Annotated in this window: 11 protein-coding genes; 6 read left to right on the forward strand and 5 right to left on the reverse strand. The window is 59.5% G+C overall.

Annotated features, from left to right (window positions below; translation table 11 throughout):
• Positions 1 to 132: 132 nt before the first annotated feature.
• Entirely contained in the window at positions 133 to 987 is an 855-nt protein-coding gene (locus tag EKK30_RS07925) for an LssY C-terminal domain-containing protein (protein WP_290983335.1), read from the forward strand.
• Positions 988 to 1,035: 48 nt separating this feature from the next.
• Entirely contained in the window at positions 1,036 to 1,818 is a 783-nt protein-coding gene (locus EKK30_RS07930; RefSeq protein ID WP_290982894.1) for a DUF4239 domain-containing protein, read from the forward strand.
• Positions 1,819 to 1,824: 6 nt separating this feature from the next.
• Here the strand turns inward: EKK30_RS07930 and EKK30_RS07935 are convergent, their stop codons facing one another.
• A complete protein-coding gene (locus EKK30_RS07935; protein ID WP_290982898.1) occupies positions 1,825 to 2,526 on the reverse strand; it encodes a hypothetical protein in 702 nt (233 codons plus the stop codon).
• Between the two features lie 181 nt (positions 2,527 to 2,707).
• Between EKK30_RS07935 and EKK30_RS07940 the strand changes: the two genes are divergently transcribed.
• Complete coding sequence (locus EKK30_RS07940; RefSeq protein WP_290982900.1) at positions 2,708 to 3,406, forward strand: SDR family NAD(P)-dependent oxidoreductase; 699 nt, start codon at positions 2,708 to 2,710, stop codon at positions 3,404 to 3,406.
• 6 nt (positions 3,407 to 3,412) lie between these two features.
• Here the strand turns inward: EKK30_RS07940 and EKK30_RS07945 are convergent, their stop codons facing one another.
• On the reverse strand, positions 3,413 to 5,326 hold the full coding sequence (locus EKK30_RS07945) for a hypothetical protein (protein ID WP_290982903.1): 1,914 nt from the start codon (positions 5,324 to 5,326) through the stop codon (positions 3,413 to 3,415).
• 413 nt (positions 5,327 to 5,739) lie between these two features.
• Here EKK30_RS07945 and EKK30_RS07950 point away from each other — a divergent pair, with 413 nt between their 5' ends.
• The 3 genes from EKK30_RS07950 (at position 5,740) to EKK30_RS07960 (ending at position 8,758) form a co-directional block, all read left to right on the forward strand.
• The gene (locus EKK30_RS07950) at positions 5,740 to 6,198 is read left to right on the forward strand and encodes a MarR family transcriptional regulator (protein WP_290982905.1); all 459 of its coding nucleotides are present in this window, start codon (positions 5,740 to 5,742) and stop codon (positions 6,196 to 6,198) included.
• A gap of 128 nt (positions 6,199 to 6,326) precedes the next feature.
• On the forward strand, positions 6,327 to 7,337 hold the full coding sequence (locus EKK30_RS07955; RefSeq protein WP_290982907.1) for a helix-turn-helix domain-containing protein: 1,011 nt from the start codon (positions 6,327 to 6,329) through the stop codon (positions 7,335 to 7,337).
• A 182-nt stretch (positions 7,338 to 7,519) separates the two neighbouring features.
• A complete protein-coding gene (locus EKK30_RS07960; RefSeq protein WP_290982909.1) occupies positions 7,520 to 8,758 on the forward strand; it encodes an extensin family protein in 1,239 nt (412 codons plus the stop codon).
• A gap of 19 nt (positions 8,759 to 8,777) precedes the next feature.
• Here EKK30_RS07960 and EKK30_RS07965 read toward each other — a convergent pair whose 3' ends face one another.
• The 3 genes from EKK30_RS07965 to EKK30_RS07975 form a co-directional block, all read right to left on the reverse strand.
• Entirely contained in the window at positions 8,778 to 12,104 is a 3,327-nt protein-coding gene (locus EKK30_RS07965) for a tetratricopeptide repeat protein (RefSeq protein ID WP_290982911.1), read from the reverse strand.
• 111 nt (positions 12,105 to 12,215) lie between these two features.
• Entirely contained in the window at positions 12,216 to 15,398 is a 3,183-nt protein-coding gene (locus EKK30_RS07970; RefSeq protein ID WP_290982913.1) for an efflux RND transporter permease subunit, read from the reverse strand.
• A gap of 15 nt (positions 15,399 to 15,413) precedes the next feature.
• A complete protein-coding gene (locus EKK30_RS07975; RefSeq protein WP_290982915.1) occupies positions 15,414 to 16,598 on the reverse strand; it encodes an efflux RND transporter periplasmic adaptor subunit in 1,185 nt (394 codons plus the stop codon).
• Positions 16,599 to 16,706 lie beyond the last annotated feature (108 nt).

Genomic DNA, 16,706 nt, shown 5'->3' on the forward strand with positions numbered 1-16,706 from the left:
GTCGACACGCCGTTACGCAGCCCCTTTTAGCTGTTTTGGGCGGCGTTGAATTGGATATTAATGTCGCCACAAAAGGGCGCATCGGCGCATAAACTTCGATTCCTCCCGCAGGCAGGAACGAGCGAGGAAATGTTGAGACGGGCTCTTCGGCTACTACAGCGTCTGATCGTTTTCGCCGTCGGCCTCGTGAGCGTCTGGCTCATCGTCGATGTCTTCAGGTTTGTCGATCATCGCGTGCCGACAATCCTAGCGGTGAGCCTCACGTATGCGATCGGCGCTTACGTCATTCTTCCGAACGCCGTGCGCATGGGCCTCAAGATCCTTCAGCAGCGGCACGTGCCAAGCTTCACGATCACGGGCGACGGACTGCCGGGCGATCCGGTCAACATCGCGCTCGCTGGGACGCTCGACCAGCTTCGCTCCGCCTTCGCCACTGCCGGATGGGTCGAAGCTGATCGTCTCACGCTCGTGAGTTCCTGGAAAATGGCGCGCGCTTTTGTCTTAAACCAACCTTATCCTACGGCTCCGTTCAGCACGCTTTATCTGTTCGGGCGTGGACAAGACATCGGCTTTCAGAAAGCGATCGATAACAGCCCGCGTAAGCGTCACCACGTTCGGTTTTGGGCGCAGAACCTCGCCGCGGCCCAGTCGGGTGCCAACACCCTGGAGTTTTGGCTGAACACTGACCGGCCGAACGAGGATGACCACGTTCTGTGGGTCGGAGCAGGAACGCGCGACACCGGGTTTTCTCTGACGCGACTTACTTTCCAGATCACCCATGCGACGGCATCGGATACCGATCTGGAACGAAGCTTCATCGTGGAGGAGCTTACCCGTTGCGGGGCGATTTCTGGCGCCACCCTTTACAAGGAGGGCGAGCAACTTCGGTCGGGACGGGTCAACCATTACGTCACGGATGGAGAGGTTGCGATTGCCGAGATCGCATCGACACCTCAAACGCGAAATACCGCTTTGCTAACCTCCTAAATCTTGCGATCACTGCGCAATTGCTCCGTACAGAAATCGGATTGGCAGATGTCGCTTTACCTTTCAACGCTCCCGCTATGGCTTTCGGCACTAATCCTCGTCGTCATTCCTACCGCGGTTGCGATGTCCGGTCCTGTGATCATCCGGCGGCGCATCAGTCTCGAGCGGCTGACGACCAACAACGAGATCGCCGGATTTAAATTTGCGACGGTTGGCGTGATCTATGCGGTTCTGATCGCCTTTGCGGTCATCGTCGTGTGGGAAAGGTTCAGTGACGGTGAAAGCGCGGTTCTGCAGGAGGCAGGCGCCGCCGCCACGTTCTACCGCCTCACGGCAGCGCCGGCTCCCGATGTCGCTTCGACCCGGGAAGCACTCAGCAACTATCTAAAGCTCGCCATTGAACGCGACTGGCCGCAAATGGCGGAAGAACGGGAGAGTTCGGACGTCACGCGGGCGCTGAATGACCTCTATGCAGCGACCGTTCGTCTAGCTGACAAAGGTGTTCTCGCGCCCGCTGTCCTCAACGAAATGTTCCGACAGCTCGACACGATCACCCAGGCACGCCGAACGCGTCTGCACCTCGCGTCCGGGATCGTTCCCGACATTCTATGGATTGTCTTGTTCGTCGGTGCGTTCCTGACGATTGGGTTCACGTTCTTCTTCGCTACCGAGAATTTATCCGCGCAGATCCTGATGACGGGTGTACTTTCCGTCCTTGTGCTGATGGGACTGCTGGTGATCGTTTCCATCGACCATCCCTTCTCAGGCCCCGTTCACATCGAGAGCGAACCTTTAGAGCGCGTGATGCAAGATTTCGGCGGACGGTCTTGAAGACGGCTATGGGTGTTGCTCATCCCCAGTTTTGGCGGAGCGGCCGGTCGTGGAGTAAAGCGGCAGCGTGCCGGTCTGGAATGCGCGCGCATCGTAGTCGCGTAACTCCATCGCGAACGAGACTTGAGCCGGCCCATGGCGGAAGAATTTATCCAGAGGTCCAAAGTCGTCGACCTCGGCCTGATCCAGCACGAGGCGAAAATTATAGACGCCGGGCTCCCGGATGATCTGGTCGGGCTTTTGCTTCGGGCCGTTGGTATAGAAGAGCACAGTTGCAGTCTTGCTGGCCTTCCCGGCCAATGGCATCGGCGCAAAAGGCTCAAACCCGTTGGATCGCGCCTTTTCCATCGTCCAGCGACCAAGGTCGGCGGCGTAGAAACGCTTCGTGTCGCCCGTTTTCGGATTGCTGACCTCAAGGTCCATGGAGAGGACAGTTCCGGTCCTGCCGCCCTCGTTGAGAAGCGTGACGGGAACCTCCACGACTTCAAAATTGGTATTGTTGTAAGGCGCGCTAAACTGAATGACGGGAGGCACAAAGACCTTGAGGTCCGGTGCTTTCAGCGAGCTGTCCCACAGGCTGTAGCCGGAGAATACCAAGGCCAGAACGGAAATGATCGCAGAAAGAGATCCGCGGCCGTGCCCCACCGCGTGTTCGGCGGAAGCGCCCTCCACACCCTCGGCTCCCAGTTCCTGTCGAGGCTTAGCCATGTCTTGTTTCCCCTACCCCATCGGCGGCGGCAAGCAACCAGTGCGACGGCTGGACGTCAATACAGGAGAAAGTGCTTACCGCCTTTCTTGAAAGATGTGTTGTGTTGTCGAAATACTTCTTTCGCTCGCCGTCATAATGGAGATTTTCGTCTAGCCACGGAAATCCAAGGAGGACTCGCCGATGAATGATAGCCGCCGAACGGCCTTGATCGTGGGAGCCTCCCGCGGGCTCGGGCTTGCTCTCGCCAAAGAATACGCCCGCCGTGGTTGGCAAGTCATCGGAACAGTCCGCGCCGAAGCGGGCACCGGGCTCCATGACTTCGCGGCGGAACACAACGACGGCCTCGAAATTGAAAGGCTAGATATTGCTGCTCCTGGCGAAGTCAAAGCGCTGCGCGCGGGTCTTGAGGGACGAAAGATCGACCTGTTGTTCGTCAACGCTGGCGTCGCGAACGATCCGGACGAGACAATTGCCGAAGTCTCGACCGAGGAATTCAATCGCGTGATGGTGACGAATGCTCTGAGCCCGATGCGGGTCATCGAAACGTTGGGCGACCTCGTGACGCCGGATGGCACGATCGCAGTGATGTCCTCGGGATTAGGCAGCGTGGCTGATAACGCGCACGGCGGCTGGGAGGTTTATCGGGCCAGTAAAGCCGCTCTCAATACTCTCATGCGCAGTTATGCCGCGAGACATCGAAACGGACGCCGCTCCCTGCTCATCATCGCTCCAGGCTGGGTTCGCACCGATATGGGTGGTCCGCATGCGACGCTCGGCGTTGATGAGAGTATTCCGCGCGTGGTCGATACCATTACTGCGCAAACGGGAAAGCCCGGCGTGCAGTATCTCGACTATCTCGGGAGGACCGTTCGCTGGTGAGGCGGGTTATGGTGTCGCCTTCACCGTGGAACCCACGACTGCGGCCACCGCCTTGGAGTCCTGAGGTGTAGGCTCGCGGTCGCTCGGCTCGTCGGTCGTGGTTGGTCCCTTCTCGATCGCATCAAGCCATTCTGAGGTGCGCGCGTAATCGGGATCGGCGCGAAAGCGCTCGCTCGGCACAAACCCTTCGGCGCGGCTGATCGCTTGCGCGATCAATTTGCGAAATTCGGGGACGTCGAAATATGACGCGTGGACCAGTTCCTTCCACGTAAAATATGTGCTGATGGCGGTTTCGGCGCTGTGCGTTGGCACGGCAAAACGGATTTGGCCGATCGCTTGGCGAAATTTCGCGATCGACAGGCTTGCCGCCGAATTGCTGTAGTCCGTGATGAGCCCCGCTAGCGGAGCAGGCAGACGCGGCAGCGATTTCTCCACCCAGGTTGGTCGGTCCAGTGCTCCAATCGCCACCTCGCCTTCCGTATCGTTGCCGTAAGCAGCGCGCTTCACTTCCGAATTGGTGATGGCGTTGAGAATTTTCGCTGCGATCGCGCTGATGAATGTCGCCAGGCCCTGAATGAAAACCATCAGAACGAGGGCGAAGGCTCCCAGAATGATGGGAACGATGACGGCGGGCACGAACAATGACCAGAACCATTGCTTCCTGCGGTCGGCAAAATCAGCCGCGCCCAGCGCCCAAGACAGCTCGTCCGTGACGACGTGGAGAAGGAGAGCGCTGTTAACGGCCAGATCATGCCCTGCTCCGCACAATACTTCGCCGTCGCAAGGTTTCCCGCCTCTTTCAAAGAAGCGATGCTTGAAACGAATTCCACGCTCGATGGCGTCCAGGTTCGGGTAGGTCTGCTCAAGCTCCTGCCGCTTGGCCCTATATTCACGCCATGCGGCGCGGCGATCGGGAGGCGTTTGAACCGCACCACCGCTTTCGCTCTTCACGTCTTCGCCCTCTGCCTTGCGCGCCGCCATCAGCTGACTTCGTAGCTTGGTCAATGCTGCTTCCGCGTCCGGTGACGCATTGGCGTCGTAGATTTCCGTTTTCAGCCAATGCGCGATGCTGACCATCGTCGGCGGCGAGAGGAGGATCGCGAAATAAATAATCGGGAGAGCGATGACCGACAAAAGCGTAATCGAGGAAACCGCGAACGACCTGTCGAAGAAGTCCAGCCGCGCATCTGGCAGAAGTGAAAGACCTTGGATTGCCTCGTCATCCGGGTGCGATAGAGGCAGCCACCGCGCCGAGAAGTTCGAACTCGCCCGCCGTGTCGTTCGTCGATGATAACTCAGCATGCTGCGGCTATCGAGCCAGCTCAGCACAATGTAAAACACGAGCGCGGGAAGGCTTGCCAGCAACCCGGTGAAGATCCAGACCCTCGGAAAGGTCGTCCCGAAGATCGAGCGTTCAGCGCCCAGCTGCGTTGCGGTCAGATAGACGATGAACATCAGCAGCAACATCATCGACGCGACGAAGATTACTTTTCGCATGAGGCTCAATCGCGTGAGCAGCCAGAGTTCTTTCCTGAGCTTCAGGAACGGCGTCCCGACGGTGATCCAGCGTTTCAGATTGGCGAGCGGGCGACGGCGAGCGGCGCTGGCCAGCAGCGCATCGCCAATTATGGACCCACCGTGGCTGTGCCCGACGATGCAGTACGGCTCGCTTTTGGTTTCAAGCTCGCGCACGAGCTTTGTCAGCCGTTCACCCGCATCACGGCGCTCGGTCTCGCTGTTGTTGCCACCCCAAGGAAAAGGCACGAAGTTGAGTTCGCCGTCGCGAGCTTCCACGAACTGGTGCATGTCCTTCTCGAAGGCGCTCCCGCTCTCCCACCATTGCAACTCGGGCATGACGCCGTCCGCCCCCGCCGCCGTCGGCGCGGCAAATGTGCCATGAACGGTGATGATCGTTGCCATGAGGCCTTCCCTGCTCGGTCATGTTTTGCGACGCCGACGCGACCGCGTTTGTCCGCCAGGCAAGGCTGCGCGGCTGCGGAAAACCATCGGATCGGCGGTGGATGATGGCTTATCCCTTTGAAGGTGACATCGCGGCAAAGCTGAATTTCGGCGCGAATGCGTCAGCCTGTGGCTACGAATCACCGGTCCAAGCCGTCACGCGGATCTTGGTGCCTAGCCGTCGGTCAATCGATGCCGGTTTGTTCTCGCCGCGAGGACAAATCCCGGCCGCCCGCCAAATTTCAAAATCTCCCTCACGTCCGATTTTTACCCCCGGATCAGAAGAGAACGGGTCGGCGTTTTATTGTTTTCTCCACTGAGTATTCGCGTGCTGATCAAAAAGTCAGTCGTTCATGTGAAGGGACCATTCAACAATGAGCCAGCAACCGGCCCCCCATCTTCAGCGATCGGTCATTCATCTTCTCCGCCGCGTCGATCAATGCGCCACGCAGCTTTATTCGACCGAGACGGCAGACACCGACCTGACGTTGCGGCAGCTTGCCATCCTTACGGCAATTTCACGTCAGGAAAACTTGAGCCAGACGGATCTCGTGACGATCACGGGCATCGATCGCTCTACAGTTGCGGGTATCGTCAGCCGTCTTCTTCGCAAGGGTTTGCTTGAACGCAAGCGGTCGCCTCTCGACGGCCGAGCGTATTGCGTCCGCCTTTCAAAGAAAGGCCAGAAGGCGATTGCGGGCGCGGACCGCATCTACTCCCGTGTCGAAAAGAAACTGCTCGCGGGCGTTCCGGCGTCGGAAGCAAACCAATTTGCCTCAACCCTGCGTACGATCCTCTCCGCGCATGTCGACGAGGCGATGACCTCCGCATAACAGGGTTATGATAACTCTGATCGCCGCCGAAGGTTCCATCTCCACGCGCATCAGCGGTTCATCTTTCTTTGCGTTTGACCTCGCGCCCTCTCCACGTATCATCGATGCGCGGGGAGGGAATGAGTTCGATGTTGCGCGCGCTTAGTGCTCCGGTTCGAGTAGCCGGAGATGATCTTATAGATTGGTCGATTTCGACAACGGATGTTCATCCGCGAGATCGGTTCGACTACTGGTTCGAGACGAGCCGACAGGTTCTTGGCCCGTACGAAACGCGCCCCGATCACCCGGCACGTTTTGAAGGCGACCTCCGCTATCTTCGCGTTCCGGGGATGGCGTTTTCAATCTTCCGCTGCAATGGCATGCGCTCGTGGCGCACAAAGCACCAGGCAGCTTTGCTGTCCGACCTCGTCCATATCGTCATTCAGCTCAGCGGCACCTTGAAAATCGATCAGGACGGGCGACAAGCCGAGCTGCGGCCGGAAGACATTTGCCTTCTCGATCTTGGGCGGCACGCTTCATTCGTCCAATCGCGTGATTTCCACTGTCTCGTCATTGAGGTGCCGCGGCGCGATTGTGAAGCAAGGCTTGGGCCGTTGCGGCGTTGGACCGCTCGACCCGTCAACGGCCATTCCGGAAGCGGCGTGCTGGCATCGACCTTTGCCAAGTTGCTGCCGGATCAGATCAGCGTTCTCAGTTCCACCTCACAAGCCCAAGTGAAGCACCAGTTGCTTGAACTGATGGCCATGGCCCTGAAGGACGCTGAGGGCAACACGTGCATTCATTCGTCAACGCGGCTCGCATCGCTGTTGAGGCTCAAGACAGTCGTCGATGCCAACCTCTCGAACCGGGCGGCAACCTGCGAAGACCTAGCGAGCGAGGCCGGCATCTCTGTGCGTTATGCCAATCAGCTGCTCGATGCCGAGCAGACCTCATTGCAGCGGCTATTGTTCAGCCGGCGTATCGAGAAGTGCCAAGCCGCCCTGGCAGATCCGGCTCAGGCACATCGGCAAATCAGCGACATCGCCTACACATGGGGTTTTGGCGACGTGTCCCACTTCGGCCGGCTGTTCAAGTCCGTTGTCGGCATGACGCCGCGCGAGTTCAAGAAGCAGACGCTTGGACGCGTTGACCGAATGTGAAGACATTCCTGTCATAATGCAAAAGGCGGAACCTCACGCCATTCTTAAGGGTTTTACAGGGCCGCTTCCTTGCGCAAGCGGTCGACATTTTGCCTTACGTTTGTGGTGAGGTCGCTGTCGTCAGATCGCGGGGATAATTTCGTTAGACAGCCGACGGCGCGTTAGCCTCGGGGTATCAGCGAGTGGGTCCGGACGTGAGCGCGGAAGAGGAAATTCATGCCCGTCTCTCGGCGCTTTATGCAAGGGCCGCGGTAAGGGCCGATGCGCTGGCGGTACGTGTCTCTGTTCTCCTGTCTAAAACCGTCTTAGCCGGTCTTCTTCTCCTGCCCTTTTGCCAACCTGGCACGTTCTACATCGTGCGGGTCGGGCATCTCACAACGCCGCCGGAAGTCGAGTTGCATGCGCGCGTGGTGATCCCGCCGAGCGCTCCCAGTATTCCGGCTTCACCCGGTTCTTCGAGTGATCACGTCTCGCTGTCGGAAGCTGACGATAAACGCGGGCCGACGATCGCGGCCTCCAACGCGCCGGGCTCGAATGTCCCGGCAACGAGCGCTCCGGGAGCGACAGTTCCCGCGCTCCCGGCCGAAAAGGAGGCTCCTGCGAAGCCGGTACCTCCCGCCCAGCAGACCGCCCCACAGTGGACGCAAGACGAGGTCGCGGCGGCGAAGAAGGATTGCGAAAGCCTGCTCGCCAAGATGGCGGTGGACTCTGAGGAGCTTCCTCCGGCGAGGGAAGGTATTTGCGGTGCGCCGGCGCCGCGACTTCTCAAGAGCGTCGGCGACAGCAAGGTGCGCATCGAGCCGGCCGCCACACTCAATTGCAAGATGATCGCCGGCATGAACAGCTGGATCTTGGACAAGCTGCAGCCGGCCGCGAAAAAGAACTTCGGTTCCCCGATCGTTCGGGTGGTTGCGGAATCCTACTCATGTCGCAACCGGTATGGGCTTGCTCGTGCGCCGATCAGCGAGCACGCGCTTATGAATGCCGTGGATGTCTCCGCGTTCGTTCTGGCAGACGGGAAAATCATCCGCGTATCGAAGAACTGGGGTCCGACGGCAGAGGAGCTGAAGAAGTCGCAGAAGTCGAGCGATGCCGGCGGCGACAAAGCGAAATTCCAAGTCGCCGCTTCGAAACTCGGAGCTCACGACATCGCGAAGAAGAGCGATGATCAAGACAAGGCCGACGACAAGGCAAAAGGCGACGACAAGCACAAGAGCGACGAGAAGGTGAAAGCCAGATCGCCCGAGGCGATCAAGGAGGAACAGGCCAAGCAGGCGATGTCCGCGTTCCTGCACGAAGCGCATGACGGCGCTTGCGACTTATTTGGAACCGTTCTCGGGCCGGACACGAACGAAGCGCACCACGACCACTTTCATCTCGATATGAAGGAAAGAAAGCAGCACCGCGCGCTGTGCGAATGATGCTCTTCCTTTGGACTTGCTAAGCCGGCCCAGTCTTGACCGCGACGACTTCCATGCCACTGCGATGTCCCTGACCGATGTCGTATTCCTGCAGCTTGAAACCTTTGGCCTTCAGCAGCGCCACGAGCCCGGATCGCGTGAAATTGTGATAGCGCTCCAACTCAGCCCAATATGGATTGCTGCGCGTGGCTTCGAGAGCGCGCCAGACGACCGTCTCCATGTTGAGCATGGAGAGCACCAGAATTCCGCCGTCTCGCATGAGCCGGTTAATGGTCGTCAGCGTCTGGCCGGGAAACGGCTCCCGGTCGAGCGCGTCGTACATTGTTACGACGCTGAAGCGATTCTGGCCCGAGACGTCCGATAAGCTGCGGTGCGCCTCATAGCCGAAGCGCTTTAGCCTATCGACGCTTGGTACATGCGACTCCACGCCCACGGGAATGAAGCCCCACTCGGCAGCTGTGAAAAGGAGCGAAGCATTACCGAAGCCGATGTCGAGCCATTCGCCGTCGCCGACGTAACGGGTAATGCGCGAGACAATGCGAGCGGCCGTTTTCCTGTTGTTTTCGGCGTCCTTGCCGACACGCATCTCCGCCGCCGTTCCAGAATGAATCGCTTCCATACCCGCCGGCGTCAGATAGCCTTCCGTGAAGACGTGCGCGCAACTTGTGCAGCGCCGCCATTTGAGAACCGGAGGCAAGATCGGATTGTACAGTCGGTGGTTCGTGATCCGAGCTTCGGTTTCGGCCACCGCTTCGGCGTTGCAGACAGGACAACCCGCATACATCTGACGAAGGACACTTGCCTCCGGCATCGCCGGCGGCATCGATGTGTTTCCGGGTGAAATGGCGGGCGCCGCAGCTTTTGTCTCGATCACCTGAGGCACGTCGGTCTCCGTAATCGCGAATGGACGCGGTGCCTCGCCGGCGCGCATGATCTCGATCATTTTCTCGAACGACCTTTCGAGGTTTCGCGTGTAACGCGTGGAATCAAACAACGGTACCGTCTCACGTTGGGCAATCAGCTTGGCTCGCATAGCGTCGAGCTTCGGCTTGTTCTGCGCGAGTTCCAGCGCCAGCTTGCCGTATTCGTCCAAACTCGTCGTGACCAGCTCCGGCAGACCTGCGGCCGAAAGCAGGCTGCCCGCCACACGGCCTGCAAACGTATCGCCAAGGCAGGTCAAGACCGGCAGGCCTGCCCAGAGCGCGTCGCTCGTCGTCGTATGCGCGTTACAGGGAAGCGCATCGACGAACAGGTCGGCAAGGCGATGCCGCGCGAGATGTTTTGGACTTGACGCTCGCTGGGCGAAAACAAGCCGACTAGGATCCACTCCCCTCGCCTCGGCCTCGCGGCGAAGATTATTGGCGCAGATATCATTGGGCACCAGCAGCCAAAGCACGGATCCCGCGACTTGCTTCAACAGCGGCATCCATACATCGAACATTGCCGCGTTGAGCTTGTAGCTATTATTGAACGAGCAAAAGACGAAGGCGTCTTCAGGCAACCCCGCGTCGGCGCGCGTGACAGGTTCCGGCGAGATCTCGCGCTTGCGATCGTTCGGCTGATAGCTGTTTGGAAGATGCACGATCCGTTCGGAATAATGGTCCTGCGCATCCATCGGCGCGACGATCGAGTCGGCGATGATGTAATCCATGAAGTCGCCGCCCATGGTTCCGGGATAGCCCAGATAGTTCACCTGAATTGGCGCCGGCCGGTAGGCAAAGATCTCAGTGCGGGCGTCGCGCGTATAGCCCTTTAGGTCGACCAGAATATCGATGCAATCGTCTCGGACCATGGTGGCCACGTCGCGATGGCGCATCGGCCCGATTTTTCTGAAGTGATCGAAGGCCGCGATCATTCGCCTTCGCATCAGGCTGTTTTCTTCGGGGCTATGGCAGTAAGCGAATATTTCGAACCGGCTGCGGTCGATCTTCTCAAGAACTTCCGCAAAAAGCATCGCTGTCGCGTGCTCGAAGTAATCGCAGGACACGAATCCGATGCGGATCTTCGCGCCAACACCTTTCCGATTTTTGTACGTCGAGAAGCGCTGCTGCTGCGGCACTTCAAAGGTTTTGATAAAGCCTTCAGCCGCGCGCAACAGATCCGCAGGACTCGCGTTAAGGGAGATCAATTGGAACGGCGCGATCGTCACTTCTTTAGAGCGGAAGACACTGAGACATTCGCGCTCTTCCTCGTCGATGCCCGGCCAATCACAGAGCGTGCGCCGCAGGTTGATGAATTCGAAGCGGCTGACGATGGCGTCCGGCGCGCACTCGATACACTTTTCAAACGCGACCTTTGCTTCCTCGTATTGGTCCCTCATCTTGTAGGTGATGGCAAGGTTGTAGTAGGCGCTCGCCAAATTGGGTTTCTGCTTTATCGCGTGTTCGTAGGCCTGAATTGCGCCATCCAGCATGTTCATGTTGCGAAGCAAGTTGCCGACGCCCGCGTAGGCTTCCGCGCGGTCGGGCTCGATCTCGAAGCCGATTTGATAATTGGAAAGCGCCTCGTCCATCTCGCCCAGCGCCTCCAAGGAGAGGGCTAGATTGAAGTAGTAGTCGGCACCGCCCGGATCAGCTTCGACGGCGCGGCGACACATCTCGGCCGCTTCCGCCAAGCGCCGTTCGCCACGCAGGTAGGTTCCAAGATCGTCGAACTTCTTAGCCTTCTCGACGCCCGTCTTCGATTGCGATTCGATTTCCGCAATCAGCAGATCGAGGGGCCGCGAGGAGAGAGCAAGACGCCGTTCGAGCAGCTGTGCTTCTTCCAAACTCGGGTTGAGTTCGAGAGCACGCTTGCAGTAGTTCGTGGCCGCGTCGTATTCACCCGCGTTGAGCAACAGCTGCCCGAGGCGGGCAATGACAATCGGTTGGTCGGGCTTCAGTTCGAGTGCCTTGACGTAGGCTGTTCTGGCCTCAGCCTCCTGCTTGGCGATGCGCAGGAGATTGCCGAGAATGACATGATGTTCGGACTTTCCCGGCTGGAGATCGACGCACTGCTGGCAAGCGGCAATCGCCTCCTTCAGGTACTTGAGCTCGCCCAGGACGATCGCGAGGTTCAACCAAGCCTCATGATAATCTGGCTGGGCGTCGACGCTCTTGCGGATCAACTCGACGGCGGCGACCGGGTCGTGCCGGTTGATTGCGATCAGACCAAGGTGGTGCAGACTGGGGGCATGGTTCGGAACGAGCGACAGGACGCGTTTGTGCGCGACCTCTGATTCGGCGAAGCGACCGCCTTTCAGATGCATGACCGCTTCCTGGTAGTGTCGCGCGGCTTCCGCATTTTCCATGCGCTGCGGAGCCTTCCGCGAAGTCGCTTCGGCGCGCCGCCGCTCTCTTCTGTTCATGTCTGCCGACCGGTCCCTTCCGCCGCATACAGAAAACGCCGGAGTCGACTTTGACTCCGTCGTCCTGTGCGAGGCTTGCGCGGATCGGAGAGACCCGGCGGGATGCTATCCCTATTCAGCCGGGTGCTGGGGCACTGCGTGCGAATCGGGCGCTGCCGCGCGGCGCCGGCGGGCGAAGCCCGATAGCCAGCGACAAAGCACGTAGAACACTGGCGTGAAGATCAAGCCGAATACCGTGACGCCGATCATGCCGGAAAAGACGGCAGTACCCAGCGCCTGGCGAAGTTCCGCGCCAGCACCGACGGCCCAGACGAGCGGCACGACGCCGAGAATGAAAGCCAGCGACGTCATGAGGATCGGTCGCATTCGAAGGCGCGCAGCTTCGGTTGCGGCTTCGAATCGATTCCTCCCCTGCCCCTCAAGCTGTTCGGCGAACTCGACGATTAGGATGGCATTCTTCGCAGCAAGACCGACGAGCACGATGAAGCCGACCTGGGTCAGGATGTTGTTGTCCATTCCGCGAATGATGACGCCGGAAATCGACGCGATCAAACTCATGGGAACAATCAGAATGACGGCGAGCGGCAGCGTCAGGCTTTCGAACTGGGCTGCAAGCACGAGGAATACGAACGCCACGCCGAGAGCGAAGGCGAAGACAGCCGTGTTGCCGGCCCGGATCTGCTGGTATGCGAGGTCCGTCCACTCGTAACTGAAACCTGGTGGAAGCGTCTCGGCCGCCAGCTTCTGCATCGCCTCGATAGCCTGGCCTTGTGAGTAGCCGGGCGCCGCCGAGCCATCGAGTTCTGCCGCAGGATAGAGATTATAGCGTGGGACGCGTTGCGGACCGGAGATGTCGCTCACAGTCATGAAGGAGGCGAGCGGAACGACGTTTCCAGTCTTGTTGCGGACACGAATTTGCAGCGCGTCCTTCGGCGTCATCCGGAACTTGCCGTCGGACTGCGCGGTCACCCGGAAGGTGCGGCCAAGAATGTTGAAGTCGTTGACGTAGAAGGATCCCAAATACGTCTGGAGAGCCGCAAAGACGTCCGGAATGTTGATGCCCAGCAACTCTGCCTTGACGCGATCGATTTCGAGGTAGAGCTGGGGCGTCGACGTCTCGAACAACGTGAAGACTTGGCGCAGTGCGGGATCTTGCGCCGCCTTGACCATCATGGAGTTCACCGCCTGCTGCAAGGCAGCGGAACCGGCACCGCCACGGTCTTCGACCATCATGCGGAAGCCACCTGCGCTGCCGAGGCCGCGCACGGGAGGCGGAGCGACAACGAGAACGAGCCCTTCCTGAACCGTTGAGAACCTCTTCAGTAATTCAGCGCGAATGGCGGCAGCCGATTGCGCCGGATCTTTCGAACGCTCTTCGAAGGGCTTCAAAACGACAAAGATTGCGCCGGCATTCGATGCGTTGACGCGCGTCGCGCCGGAAAAGCCGACGAGATTGACGGCATGCGCCACGCCTGGAACGTCCAGCGCCATTGCGACCAGACGCTTGTTTACCGCGTCGGTGCGATCGAGCGAGGCAGCAGAAGGTAATTGGACGACGGTGATCAGATAGCCGCCATCCTGATCGGGAATGAAGCCGAGCGGCGTTTTTCGAAACTCGTTGAGGCCGAAGGCGATGAGGCCGAAGTAGAGAATAAGCATCAGCCCCGCAAACCGTACGGCGCGTCCCACAAACCAGCCGTAGCCGTGGGAGAGCTTGTCGAAGCTCCAGTTGAACGCGTTGAAGAACGCGCGAATGGGCCACGTGAGAATGCTGTGGCGTTGATGTTCTTCGTGCGGTTTCAGCAATAGCGCGCAAAGCGCAGGCGAAAGCGTGAGCGAAACGATGAGCGATAGGATTGTTGCGCCGGCGATCGTCAGAGCGAACTGACGATAGAACTGTCCCGAAATGCCGGTGATGAACGCAGTGGGCACGAAGACCGCGCTCAAAACCAATGCAATGGCGATGAGCGCCGTTCCCACTTCTTCCATGGTTCGATAGGCGGCTTCGCGGGGGCTTAGCCCGTTCGCCATGTTGCGTTCGACGTTTTCAACGACGACGATCGCGTCGTCGACGACGATACCGATGGCGAGCACGAGTCCGAACAGCGAGAGATTGTTCAAGGAGAACCCGAACAGCGCCATCAGGAAAAACGTGCCGATGAGCGAGACGGGAATTGCGACGATCGGGATGATCGCCGCACGCCAACTCTGCAGGAACACCACGACAACAAGCACGACGAGGACGATCGCTTCCAAAATCGTGTGTATGACCGCGTCAACCGACTGCTGAATGAATTCGGTCGGATTGTAGACAATCGCGTACTCGATGCCCGGCGGGAAGTTCTTCGAGATTTCCTTCATCTCGTCCTGGATCTTCTTGGCGGTATCGATCGCGTTGGAGCCAGGAAGCTGGAAAATGCCGAGGCCGACGGCGGCCTGCTTATCGAGATAGGAATTGACGCCATAGTCGAGACCGGCCAGTTCGACCCGCGCCACGTCCTTGACGCGGACCACCGAGTTACTGGTCTGCTTGACGATGATGTTCCCGAATTGCGCGGGATCGATCAGTCGCCCGAGCGTCTGCACGGTTATCTGGAACGCCCCGGGGCTGGGTACCGGTGGCTGATTGAGGACGCCGGCCGCGACCTGAACGTTCTGGCCTTGAAGGGCGGTCACGACATCACTGGCCGCGAGGTTCAACGACTGCAAGCGATCGGGGTCGAGCCAGACGCGCATCGAGTAATCGCGGCCACCGAACACCGTCACAGAGCCGACGCCCTGGATACGCGTGAGCTGGTCGATGACGTTGACGTTGGCGTAGTTCGAAATGAAGAGCGTATCGCGAGAGTTGTCTGGCGAGAGCAGATGCACGACCATCATGAGGTCGGGCGAAGCTTTCGCGACCGTGACGCCGATGTTTCGGACGTCCGACGGCAAGCGTGGCAATGCGATGGAGACGCGGTTCTGTACCTGAACCTGCGCGATATCGAGGTTGGTGCCGATGTCAAATGTGACCGAGATGGAAAAGCGCCCATCCGTCGTCGAGTTCGACGAGATGAACAGCATGTGCTCAACGCCGTTGATCTGCTGCTCCAGTGGCGTGGCGACGGTCGCGGCCACGACTTCGGCGCTCGCGCCAGGATACTGCCCGGTCACGTTGACGACCGGAGGCGCGATTTCAGGATACTGGGCGATCGGCAATCGCCCGACGGCGACGGCACCGATGATCACCAATACGATCGAGATGACGGCCGCGAAGATCGGCCGATCGATGAAGAAGTGCGAGAGACGCATCGGACGGTCCGATCTCTAGTTGGTCCGGACCGCCTGGTCCTTCGGATTGGAAGCTTCGAGTTGCTGCGGCGTCACCTTCGCGCCGGGCCGAACGCGCATCAGTCCGTCGACAACAACGGTATCGTCCGGGCTTAGACCAGCCGTGATGACACGCAAGCCGTCAACTACGGGACCAAGGGTGACATACTTGGGCGCGGCGACGTTGTCCTTACTTATGGTATAGACGAACTTGCGGACCTGCTCGGTGCCGATCGCGGTATCCGGCACGAGAAGCGCCTCCGCGGGCTTGTGGGCCGCGAGCCGGATGCGTCCGAACATGCCCGGCGTAAGTCGCCCGTCGGCATTCTTGAAGATGGCTCGGCCTCGGATCGTGCCAGCGTTCGTGTCAATGGCGTTGTCGACGAAGTCGATGCGACCCTGGTGCACGAAATCCTTTTCATCGATCAGCTTCAACTCAGCGGTGAGGCTCAGGCCGCGATCCACGCTGTCAGCGCCCTGCACGGAGGCGGCGTTGAGGTATCGCAGATAAGATGCCTCATCCATCGTGAACTCAAAGCGAATTGGATCGACGGAAACGATCGTGGCGAGCAACGTCGTGCTGCCCGATGTGCCGCCGGTCACGAGGTTGCCGATCGAGACGCGGCGATCGCCGATGCGTCCGGCGATTGGAGCGGTGAGTTCGGTGAACTGCAGGTCGAGATCGGCCTGCCGCGTCGATGCCTCTGCCGCCGTGAGATTGGCTTGCGCGACCCGCTCTGCCTGAACACGCTGATCGAGCGTCTGCTGCGTTATCACTGTGCCAACCGGCAGGTTCTTGCCGCGCTCGAGATCGGCCTGGGTGAATGCGAGGTTGGCCTTCCCCTGCTCGATCGTCGCTTTCGCTTGATCAAGGACCGCTTGGAACGGGCGTCGATCGATCGTGAAGAGCGGATCACCGACCTTGACCATCTGGCCGTCGGTAAAATGGATCTTATCGAGATAGCCCGAGACGCGGGCCCGCACCTCGACGTAATCATAGGCTACGAAGCGGCCGACATACTCGTCGTAGTCAGTCACCACTTTTTTCGTCGGCTTGGAAACGGTGACCTGGGGTGGCGGCGGAGCAGCAGCCTGCGTGCCGGACTTTTGCTCGCTGCAGCCAGCCAGCCCCGCGAGCAGGAGCAGCACAGACGCCGCGGCGGTGGCAAATCGGTGGGTCACGCGGTTTTTCTCCAGCCTGGATGTCTTGACGGAGCCGAAAGTGGACGCTGATGCGTGCAGCAGGCGACCGTTGGTTGGCGGCTCCACACGCAAAACACGACCGCCGTC

This window comes from Hyphomicrobium sp., from assembly GCF_003987855.1.
Lineage (GTDB): Bacteria > Pseudomonadota > Alphaproteobacteria > Rhizobiales > Hyphomicrobiaceae > Hyphomicrobium_B.